We start from the raw sequence: 11,331 nt of genomic DNA, 5'->3' as shown, positions 1-11,331 counted from the left end.
GCTTCCCACACCGAAGTGTGTTCCGCTTTATTGTTGACGTTTTGCTGTTCAGTTTTCAAGGTTCATTTCGTTGGTCACTCTCGCGACAGCAACTTTTATATCTTAGCAAATCCAGATTGTCATGTCAACAAAAAGTTTTGCTTTTTCATTTTTGTTTGCCGCTTGTTTTGGCGACTCACTTATAATAACAATTCCACAAGCAAGTGTCAACAGTATTTCAGAGATTTATTCAATTTCTTTCATAGTTTTTCCAGTGGTAATTGCATGAGAAATGATTTGTACTATATACGGTGTTGAATTGCTGTAAATATACAGACTTACATCTATATCTTGAATCATCAATTTCAATTCATTTCAAAGTTTTAATAAGCATTCACTTCCCCCACAAGTCATTACTTATTCCGAAGACCTTTTATTCATTTTTCGAACTATCCAGACTACTTGTGTAAGCGTAGTATGAAAAGTTAGAAAGAAGGTTTTAGTATGAAAGAAAAGTTTGCATTTCATCCTGTTGTCTGGACATTACTGATCGGAACTGTTTTTGCAAGAGGTGCCAGTTTTATGGCTCTTCCTTTCCTTGCCTTGTATTTATCGAACACTCATGGAATTCATCCTGTTTGGATTGGACTCACAATTGGCCTGTCTCCTTTAACCGGAACCATAGGGGGATTCATTGGGGGTTACTTTTCAGATCGTTATGGCCGGAAGAAGGTCATGCTATGGACCATACTTGTTTGGGGATTAGTCTATTTCGGATTTTCTCAAGCTTCGCATATTGGCGTGTTTATGGCACTAAATGCTTTAAATGGTCTTTGCCGTTCATTCTTTGAACCATCATCCCAGGCGATGATGGCAGATTTAACTTCGCCACAACAAAGGAAGCGTGTATTCTCATTAAGATATACCGCGATTAACATTGGTGCTTCCCTTGGTCCGCTTCTTGGGGTGTATGTAGCACAATTTTCTTCTTCTTTGCCTTTTTTACTGACGGGTTTGATGTACCTTCTATATGGAAGCACATTGTTCATCATGTTAAATCGTCATTCAATTACACATGTAACGCCTGTTCATCAATTGCCATTGATGGATACGCTGATGGTAACGTGGAAAGATAAAACATTACTCGTATTTATTATTGGCGGCATCTTGATAAATGTTGGCTACTCGCAAATTGATTCGAACTTACCTCAGTACATACAACAGTCGTTTTCTGATGGGGTAGCACTTTTTGCTAAGCTCATTGCACTCAATGCAATTCTCGTTATCATTTTGCAAGTTCCTTTAAGTTTGATTACTGAAAAATGGCCGGTTCTCCGTGTCATGATACTAGGGAGTCTTTTCTTTGCTATCGGGTTTGCAAGTTTTGGTTTTGCTACCACAGCAATTGGCATGATGATTGCAATGGCAATTGTCACCATAGGTGAAATTTTCATTTTCCCATCCACCAGTGTCTTTATTGATCAAATTGCACCCGAGAATCGAAAAGGAACTTACTTTGGGGCTGGCCAGTTTCGGTCCATTGGAAATTTCACTGGTCCTGTTCTTGGTGGATGGTTACTTCAGGACTTCGGCGGGGATTTCTTGTTTTCTGTAATCGCAGTCATTATTTTGTGCAGCATTTTCTTTTACTACTTGGGGAATCTGCACATTCTTGAAAAGCAAAAAGCACAACTTCTGCAGGCAGTGGAGCAATGAAAGAAAACTACTGTTGAAGTAGATACGTAATTAAGTCATAGGCTCAGTTAAATGATGATGTTGTTGATAGGAAGGGAATCTGCGACAAACCTTTTGCTCCTGCGGTTACTCGTCGCAAAGAATAGGGCCAAAAGTTTTTGTCTTATTCTTTCCTGCGGAAAAACCTAAAAACTTGTGCTCCTGTTTCTGTTTCTGTTTCTGCATCGCTACGCTAGCTTCGAAACATGAAAGTACGTTGCATCGCTGCACTAGCTTCGTCCGCGGAAAGAGAGCCGATTCTCTCTACTCAAAAAGTTAACAGAGTCAAGTCATAAAAAAAGGACTAAGGCGCATATGCACCTTAGTCCTTCTATTATTCTTCTGATGAATCTGATTCTGTCGGTAAGTCTTCACTTGCTTCAGTTGTTGATTCTTCTCCATCAACTATTGAAGTTGTGCTTTCTTCACCATCTTCATCAAATTCTTCTTCATCTTCAGCTTTCTCTACTTTTGCGACAGTTGCCACAAGTTCATCATCGCCTAAACGAATCAAGCGAACACCTTGCGTGCTGCGGCCAGTGATAGAAATGCTGTTAACATCCATTCGAATTAACATTCCATTAATCGTGATGAGCATCAAATCTTCTGAACCATCAACCGCTTTAACTGCGGATAATGGACCAGTTTTATCGGTGATTTGGCTTGTCTTAATACCAACTCCACCACGAGACTGCAAACGATACTCCTCTTCAGGTGTACGTTTTCCGTAACCATTCTCCGTCACTACCAATACTTCCTGACCTGGCTCCAGGATTTCCATACCTACGACGTGATCGTCTTCACGTAATCGAATTCCTCGAACGCCAGATGCTGTACGTCCCATTGAACGGATATCTGTTTCTTCAAAACGTACGAGCATACCATTACGAGTTCCGATGATGATGTGTTTTTTCCCATCGGTCAATCGCACAGAAATCAACTCATCGTCGTCTCTTAAAGAGATTGAGATAAGACCGTTCGCTCGAATATTGGCAAATCCACTGACTGGCGTACGTTTCGTTACACCCAGACGCGTGGTAAAGATGAAGTACGCATCGTCTTCAAATGATGCCATCTGAATCATTGCGGTAACTTTCTCTTCTTTATCGACACCTAATAAATTGACGATTGGCAATCCTTTAGCTGTACGACCGTACTCAGGAATTTCGTATCCTTTCGCACGATACACCTTACCTGTGTTGGTAAAGAACAGGATGGTATCGTGAGTAGAAGTGTATAGGAGATGTTCGACGAAATCATTTTCATTCGTACCCATTCCTTGTACGCCTCGTCCACCACGTTTTTGGCTACGATACGTATTTACTGGCAGACGTTTAATGTATCCATTATGAGTCAAAGTCAGAACAGAGTTCTCACGTGGAATCAAATCTTCGTCTTCCATCATTTCAGCGCCACCTGCAGTAATTTCCGTACGTCGTTTATCGCTGAAACGCTCTTTGACTTCATTCAACTCTTCACGAATGATTTGAATAACTTTCAATTCGTCCGCTAAAATCGCTCGAAGTTCTGCAATCAGTTTTTGAAGTTCCTTGTATTCTTCTTCAATTTTATCGCGTTCCAAACCAGTTAAACGTTGAAGACGCATATCAAGAATTGCTTGGGCTTGACGTTCAGACAAGTTGAATTGAGCAATTAATCCTTGTTTTGCTTCTTCTCCCGTCTGTGAACTACGGATCAATGCAATGATTTCATCAATATGATCCAAAGCGATACGAAGACCTTCTAAAATGTGAGCTCGGTCTTCCGCTTTTGTCAGTTCAAACTGTGTACGTCGTTTAATGACGACTTTTTGGTGCTCTAAATAATGATATAAAATCTCTTTCAAGCCAAGTACTTTTGGCTGACCATCGACAAGCGCCAGCATATTCACACCAAAGCTTGATTGAAGAGCTGTTTGTTTATATAAATTGTTTAATAGAACGTTAGCATTGGCGTCTTTACGGACTTCAATGACGATGCGCATTCCGTTACGGTCTGACTCATCGCGAAGATCTGTAATGCCGTCAATTTTCTTATCGCGCACAAGTTCCGCGATTTTTTCGATAAGGCGAGCCTTGTTCACTTGGAATGGAAGTTCATGAACTAAAATGACTTCCTTGCCATTCGATTTTTGTTCAATTTCAACTTTACCGCGGATAATGACAGATCCACGCCCAGTTTCATAAGCACGACGAATGCCGCTTCGTCCTAAAATAATACCACCAGTTGGGAAATCAGGACCTGGAATGATTTCCATTAGCTCTTCAGTAGTGATGGCTTCATTTTCAGCAAGTGCCAACACAGCTTCAATGGTTTCACCCAAATGATGTGGCGGAATATTTGTTGCCATACCAACTGCAATCCCTGACGTACCGTTTACCAATAAGTTTGGATAACGACTTGGTAGGACAATCGGTTCTTTTTCTTGGCCATCATAATTATCTTTGAAGTCAATTGTGTTTTTGTTGATATCACGCAGTAATTCCATCGCGATTTTCGACATACGGGACTCGGTATAACGCATTGCTGCCGCCGCATCTCCATCAACTGATCCAAAGTTTCCGTGACCATCTACTAACATATAACGATAACTCCAGTGTTGCGCCATTCGAACCATTGTGTCATAAACGGCCGTATCACCATGTGGATGGTACTTACCAATTACGTCTCCAACAATACGAGCAGATTTTTTGTACGGTTTTTCTGCCGTATTCCCCAAATCTTGCATCGCATATAAAATACGGCGATGAACAGGTTTTAAACCGTCCCGAACATCTGGAAGAGCTCGTTGAACAATAACACTCATTGCATAGTCAAGAAATGACGTTTTCATCTCTGTACTGATATTAATTCCTCTAACTCCATCATTTGCTATATTCGTCACGCAGGCGACCTCCCTTCACTTGGGGTATTAAATATCCAAGTTTTTCACATAAATTGCATTTTCTTCGATGAATTGACGGCGAGGTTCTACTTCGTCCCCCATCAAACGTTCAAATGTTTCATCTGCATCAATCGCATCTTCTAAGTTTACTTGCAACAAAGTACGAACGGCTGGATCCATTGTTGTATCCCATAATTGAGTCGCATCCATCTCTCCAAGACCTTTGTAACGTTGAATAACTGGTTTTGGTTGTTTTGGCAAGCGCTCCAGGATTTCTGCTAGTTGCTTATCTGAATAACAATACTCCACATTTTTCCCTTGTTTAATCTGGAACAATGGAGGCTGAGCAATATATACATAACCCGCTTCAATCAACGGACGCATGAAACGGAATAAGAAAGTTAATAATAAAGTTCGGATGTGGGCACCATCTACATCGGCATCCGTCATAATGACGATTTTATGATAACGTGCTTTTTCCAACGCAAATTCGTCACCGATACCCGTTCCAAGAGCTGTAATGATCGCACGGATTTCAGTATTCGATAAAATTTTATCTAAACGTGCTTTTTCCACGTTCAAAATTTTCCCTTTTAGCGGTAAAATCGCTTGGAAATGACGATCACGTCCTGATTTTGCTGAACCGCCGGCAGAGTCACCCTCTACTACATACAGTTCACTATCTGCAGGAACACGAGAAGAACAGTCAGCGAGTTTACCAGGTAAACTTGATACTTCCAAAGCGGACTTACGGCGTGTGAATTCACGCGCTTTTTTCGCTGCAACCCGTGCACGTGCAGCCATTAATCCTTTATCAATGACTTTACGGGCAACCGATGGATTCTCCAGCATAAAACGTTCAAACGCTTCCGAAAACAATGAATTCGTAATTGTGCTCACTTCAGAGTTTCCTAATTTCGTTTTCGTTTGTCCTTCAAATTGTGGATCTGGATGTTTGACTGACACAATGGCAGTCAATCCTTCACGCACATCATCACCTGTTAAATTCGTGTCGGCATCTTTGATCATGTTGTTTTTGCGTCCGTAATCATTAATTACGCGCGTTAACGCCATTTTAAAGCCAGATTCGTGCGTACCGCCTTCATACGTATTGATATTGTTCGCGAATGAGAAAATATTAGACGAGTAACCACTGTTATATTGCATAGCGATTTCAATTGAAATGCCGTCTTTTTCACCTTCGATATAAATCGGTTCGTCATGAATCGGCTCTTTTGATTTATTCAAGTGCTCAACGTACGACTTAATACCACCCTCGTAATAGTAAGTGTTCGTGCGCACTTCTTCTTCACGCTCGTCCGAAATGATAATTTTCAAACCGCGGTTCAAGTAAGCTAGCTCACGTAAGCGGTTTGCTAAAATATCATATTCGTAGACTGTTGTTTCGGTAAAAATTTCTGGATCCGCTTTAAAACGGACAGTAGAACCAGTCTTGTCAGTTTCTCCAACAATCGCTAATTCTTTTGTTACTGCACCACGCTCAAATTTGATGTAATGAAGCTTTTCATCACGATGAACATATACTTCCGTTATTTCCGAAAGGGCGTTAACTACTGAGGCACCAACACCATGTAGACCCCCAGAAACTTTGTATCCGCCACCGCCAAATTTACCGCCGGCATGCAATACAGTCATAATGACTTCAACCGCTGGACGTCCCATTTTCTCATGATTGCTGACAGGGATTCCGCGACCGTTATCATCAACTTTAATCCAATTGTCTTTCTCGATTGTGATGGCAATTTCATCACAATGACCAGCCAAGGCTTCGTCAATTGCATTATCTACGATTTCCCATACAAGATGGTGAAGTCCTTTTGAACTCGTCGAACCAATGTACATTCCTGGACGTTTACGTACCGCTTCCAAACCTTCTAATACTTGTATCTGATCAGCATCATAAGATTGCAGTTCTTTTTCTTCCATCGCCATTTAGCTCACCTGCTCTTTCCTACTGTCTTATCGCTATTGTTCTGAAGGGGACTTGCCCCTGGGAATTGAATAAATTTCTTTACGATGTTCTGCGGACTAAGAGGTGATGCATACGTTAAAAAAGGAGTGACGATTAAAGACTTTACACGTGGTATTTCTACCAAGCATCGTGTACGTGGATTTTGCAGCCACGAGTCCCGCTCCGTCTCATCCTTTATCTCGCGAAAATCTAATATCGTGAGGATTTCGCTGTACTTGACGACAATGGTCTTGCCGATAACCACATACAAAACACTCACGCTCCTCCTTCAACATGTCCTTGCTTCACATTAAATATTGCGGCTTGCGTAATCGTTTCATGATCGATGCCATCCACACTTGTTGTGGTAACGAAGGTTTGAACTTCTCCCTGGATGGTATTTAATAAATGAGATTGTCTGTAGTCATCAAGTTCGGATAGCACATCATCCAGCAACAATACCGGTGATTCCCCGACTTCTTGTTTGATTAATTCGATCTCTGCAAGTTTAAGTGACAATGCAGTTGTACGTTGTTGTCCTTGAGAACCATAAGTTTGCACGTCATAGCCATTAACGAAAAACTGCAAATCATCCCGGTGAGGACCGGTTAATGTTACACCTCTCGCTAATTCTTGCGCTTTGCCTGCTTGCAATTTTTGCTGCAAAAAATCAGCCATTTGTTCAAATGTCGCATTTTGGTCAAGGCCACTGACAGGGTTATAACGAACTTCTAATTTTTCAAGTCCACGGGAAATCCCGAAATGAATCGGTTCTGCCCATTTTTGAAGAAGCTCCATAAATTGAAATCTTTTACGGATAACACTGACAGCTGCTTGAATATATTGATCAGTATAAACATCAAACATCACATCATTTACAGATGATTTTCCTTGATGCATTTTCAGTAAATGGTTACGCTGTTTTAATAACTTTTGAAACGTTAATAAATCGTGTAAATAAACAGGCGATATTTGCCCAATTTCCATATCCAAAAAACGTCTTCTTACTTGAGGACTGCCTTTTACAAGATGCAAATCTTCTGGTGCAAACATCACCACATTTAGTTGACCGATATAATCACTTAAACGGTTTTGTTCTAAATGATTCACTTTTGCTTTTTTGCCTTTTTTGGATAAAGTCAATTCAAGCGGTAAGCGACCATATTTTTTCTGAACATCACCTTTTATTTTACCATATTCTTCAGCCCAACGTATCAATTCTTTATCATTGGACGTTCGGTGAGATTTTGCCATGGATAACACATAAATCGATTCCATGATGTTGGTTTTTCCCTGTGCATTTTCGCCAATCAAGACATTGATTGTTTTTGAAAAATTTAACGCTAACGATTCGTAGTTTCGGTAGTTCGTTAATTCCAGACTTTCTATGTGCATATTATTGCCCGCTCAATGGATCCACAATGCGAAGTTCGCCTACTCCAGGGATGTTTACTAAATCTCCATGACGAAGTTTACGTCCACGTCTTTGATCTACTTCCCCGTTTATCAATACTTCATTTTCCGATAAAAACCATTTTGCCATCCCACCTGAGCTTATTACGTCAGTCATTTTCAGTACTTGCCCGAGGGTTACATATTCCGTTCCAATTTCAAGTTCTTTCAAGTTAATTACATCCTTCGCTTTTTAGTCTATCCCTTCATTTTACTTCATTTTCACCAAGAAGTAAAAAAGGATAGCCCAATAGAGGACTACCCTTTGAATAATTTATTTTTAATATGTGCGAACAGGTAAAATGAGTTGCAAAATTGCATCATCATGAACTGATTTTAAGATGAATGGGCGCATTGCACCGGTGAATTGAACCATTACATCTTGGCCATCCACAGCTTTTAATGCATCCATCATATATTTCGCACTAAACGAGATTTTTAGTTCTTCTCCTTCGATAGATGTTGCTTGAATTTCTTCTTCCACTTTCCCTACTTCTGGTGAACTGGATGAAATTTCAACAACATTGCCTTCCAAAGAGCTAAATCGAACAATATTATTGCGTTCTTCTCGTGCCAATAAAGAAGCACGATCGATCGCTTGTAGTAATGCTTTCCCGTTTACGGTTACCGTTGTTTTGTATTCACTCGGAATTAAACGAGATGTATCAGGATAATTTCCTTCAAGTAAACGTGAATAGAATAATACATCAGAAGTTTTAAATAACACTTGTTGTTGTGTCATGACGATATGAACTGGTTCTGATGAGTCTCCAATGATTTTACTTAATTCATTTAAGCTCTTTCCTGGAATTACTACGCTATATTCTCCCTCAGGCAGCTGTTCCAAAGTCGTTTTACGTCGAGCTAGACGGTGACTGTCTGTTGCTACACAAACAAGCTCTCCATTTTTCACTTCCCAATGAACGCCTGTTAATACAGGACGACTTTCAGAAGTTGATACTGCGAATACTGTTTCACGAACAATTGATTTCAATAAATCTGCTGGAATGACAAACTGGCGATCATCTTGAATTTCTGGAAGTAATGGATATTCAGAAGCATCCAGTCCAATTAAATGGAATTCTGATTTACCTGAACGAATATGCGTTTGATATTGTTCATTTACTTCAATTTCAACATCACTTGTTGGTAACTTACGAACGATTTCGTTGAACATACGAGCTTGAACAACAATTGTCCCTTCTTCAATTACACGAATTACTTGTTCGCCATTTTCTTCAGCTTTAATAAAAGTTTGAATCGTAATATCAGAATCACTACCTGTTAAGTGCAAACCTTCTTCAGTAACTTCTAATTTAATTCCCGTCAAAATCGGAATCGTTGTTTTAGAACTTACTGCTTTCATTACATCGTTTAACCCATCTAATAACCGTTCACGCATGATTTCAAATTTCATGATTATACCTCGCTTATATATTTATTAATGTTTTAAAAGAATAATAGATATAGTAATAGGGCCTGTGGATTTGTTAATAAGTCCATTTTACCGAATAAAATCAGCCTATCCACATGTAGATAGACTGTGTATAAACTAGGCTGTCCAATGTGGGGTTATCCACAACTGTTAAGACTTACCTAATAGACTCTTAATTTGTTTCAGGTCTTGTTGAAGGGCCTGATCCTCTTTTAATAGAGTTGAAATCTTTTCATGTGCATGGATAACCGTTGTATGATCCCTGCCTCCAAATTCCTCACCAATCTTAGGTAAAGAGAAACTTGTCAACTCTCGAGATAGATACATGGCAATTTGTCTTGGAAAAGCAATAGATTTCGTTCGTTTCTTCGCTGTAAAATCCTCTAAACGTATGTGGAAGTGCTCACCCACCGTTTTTTGAATATCCAAAATCGTAATTTTACGCGGCTTTGCATTCGGCATAATATCCTTCAATGCTTCAGCTGCTAAATCCGAATTCATATCCTTATTAACTAAAGAAGAATATGCAACCACACGAATCAAAGCACCCTCAAGCTCACGAATATTTGAATCGATTTGATTGGCGATGTACATCATGACTTCATTTGGGATGTCCAAGCCATCTGCTTTCGCTTTTTTACGCAAAATCGCAATACGCGTCTCTAAGTCTGGAGGCGTGATGTCCGTAATTAAGCCCCATTCAAAGCGGGAACGCAGACGATCTTCCAATGTTGGAATTTCTTTTGGTGGTCTGTCACTTGAAATGACAATTTGCTTTGATTCTTCATGCAAAGTATTGAATGTGTGGAAAAATTCTTCCTGAGTTTGTTCTTTCCCGGCCAAAAATTGAATATCGTCTATTAATAGTACATCCACGCTGCGGTACTTGTTACGGAAATCTACCGTTTTATTATCACGAATAGAATTAATGAATTCATTCGTGAATTTTTCGGAAGATAAATAAACAACTTTTGCATTTGGGTTATGTTCCTGTACATAGTGACCAATTGCATGCATTAAGTGGGTTTTTCCAAGTCCTACTCCCCCGTAGATAAACAGTGGATTATAGGCTTTTGCTGGCGCTTCCGCCACTGCAAGTGATGCTGCATGCGCAAATCGGTTACCTGAACCGATAACAAAGGTATCAAATGTATATTTTGAATTAAGCATGCCAGGTGAATACTCTGGTTGCTCATCATCTTTCATTGAAACGATCGGTTTAGGAAGTGAGAAATCTTCCATGCTTTGATCTTTAGGTACAACAAATTTGATGGACAGGCCTTCCCCCGTCAATTCGGTCAATATACCGGCTATCAAATGTACATAATGCGTATCAAGCCAATCACGTGCAAATGAGTTTGGAGCCGCAATTGTCACTGTATCTCCTTGATAGGTCAACATTTTTGTAGATTTGAGCCACGTTTCAAAGCTTGGTTTCGAGATTTTTTGCTCCACTTGAGCAAGAACGCTCGACCATAGTTCTTCTAAATGTTCCAACAACGTACCTCCTTCTTTAAAATATTTTTTATCGACAATCTTACACATAATATGTATAGTCATGCACAAAACCACAAGTTGTGGATAAAGGTTAATCAGAGCCTTGGGATAAGCTATCCACAGATTATCAACAGTTGTGGATAACAACGAATACTGATTTTCGGTTTTGAAGAGTAAAACACAAACATCGTATCAAAAATAACTAGAAATTACAAGCGTTCTCGATGGTTATCCACAAAATGCATATTCATGCACACCGCTGTTGTCCACAGGCCGTGAGTTTGTTAAAAAGTTGTAGATAAGTGGTGTGGATAGAAAAAATGCCCCAAATTCGTTATCCACAGCACTGTGTGTAGAAAACTTCATATATGTGGACAA

At 39.8% G+C, this 11,331-nt stretch carries 8 protein-coding genes; 1 reads left to right on the top strand and 7 read right to left on the bottom strand.

Annotated features, from left to right (window positions below; genetic code table 11):
* Window positions 1-483 precede the first annotated feature (483 nt).
* A complete protein-coding gene (locus tag AC1DSL_RS03495) occupies window positions 484-1,695 on the top strand; it encodes an MDR family MFS transporter (RefSeq protein ID WP_477531174.1) in 1,212 nt (403 codons plus the stop codon).
* Between the two features lie 352 nt (window positions 1,696-2,047).
* Here AC1DSL_RS03495 and gyrA read toward each other — a convergent pair whose 3' ends face one another.
* From gyrA to dnaA, 7 genes are all read right to left on the bottom strand, one after another.
* Window positions 2,048-4,546: a DNA gyrase subunit A gene (gyrA, locus tag AC1DSL_RS03490; protein ID WP_051123227.1), complete on the bottom strand. Its 2,499-nt coding sequence runs from the start codon at window positions 4,544-4,546 to the stop codon at window positions 2,048-2,050.
* 78 nt (window positions 4,547-4,624) lie between these two features.
* Window positions 4,625-6,550: a DNA topoisomerase (ATP-hydrolyzing) subunit B gene (gene gyrB, locus AC1DSL_RS03485; protein ID WP_016428946.1), complete on the bottom strand. Its 1,926-nt coding sequence runs from the start codon at window positions 6,548-6,550 to the stop codon at window positions 4,625-4,627.
* A gap of 5 nt (window positions 6,551-6,555) precedes the next feature.
* Window positions 6,556-6,849, bottom strand: a complete 294-nt coding sequence (locus AC1DSL_RS03480; protein WP_196930508.1) for a hypothetical protein — start codon at window positions 6,847-6,849, stop codon at window positions 6,556-6,558.
* Window positions 6,846-7,964: a DNA replication/repair protein RecF gene (gene recF, locus AC1DSL_RS03475; protein ID WP_016428944.1), complete on the bottom strand. Its 1,119-nt coding sequence runs from the start codon at window positions 7,962-7,964 to the stop codon at window positions 6,846-6,848. Before recF ends, AC1DSL_RS03480 begins: the two co-directional genes overlap by 4 nt.
* 1 nt (window position 7,965) lies before the next feature.
* A complete protein-coding gene (gene yaaA / locus AC1DSL_RS03470; protein WP_016428943.1) occupies window positions 7,966-8,193 on the bottom strand; it encodes a S4 domain-containing protein YaaA in 228 nt (75 codons plus the stop codon).
* A gap of 108 nt (window positions 8,194-8,301) precedes the next feature.
* Window positions 8,302-9,438 carry a DNA polymerase III subunit beta gene (gene dnaN, locus AC1DSL_RS03465; RefSeq protein WP_016428942.1) on the bottom strand — a complete coding sequence of 379 codons (1,137 nt, stop codon included), beginning with the start codon at window positions 9,436-9,438 and terminating at the stop codon, window positions 8,302-8,304.
* Between the two features lie 168 nt (window positions 9,439-9,606).
* Window positions 9,607-10,953, bottom strand: a complete 1,347-nt coding sequence (gene dnaA, locus AC1DSL_RS03460) for a chromosomal replication initiator protein DnaA (RefSeq protein WP_016428941.1) — start codon at window positions 10,951-10,953, stop codon at window positions 9,607-9,609.
* Window positions 10,954-11,331: the final 378 nt, after the last annotated feature.

The organism is Paenisporosarcina sp. P4_D4 (assembly GCF_056401835.1).
Note: the sequence above shows the minus strand (reverse complement) of the source record. Positions and strands in the feature narration are given on the sequence as shown.

Bases quoted from the DNA above. Each gene is read 5' to 3' on its own strand.
- dnaN (WP_016428942.1), bottom strand. From the start codon at position 9,438: ATGAAATTTGAAATCATGCGTGAACGGTTATTAGATGGGTTAAACGAT.
- recF (WP_016428944.1), bottom strand. From the start codon at position 7,964: ATGCACATAGAAAGTCTGGAATTAACGAACTACCGAAACTACGAATCG.
- AC1DSL_RS03495 (WP_477531174.1), top strand. From the start codon at position 484: ATGAAAGAAAAGTTTGCATTTCATCCTGTTGTCTGGACATTACTGATC.
- gyrB (WP_016428946.1), bottom strand. From the start codon at position 6,550: ATGGCGATGGAAGAAAAAGAACTGCAATCTTATGATGCTGATCAGATA.
- gyrA (WP_051123227.1), bottom strand. From the start codon at position 4,546: ATGAAAACGTCATTTCTTGACTATGCAATGAGTGTTATTGTTCAACGA.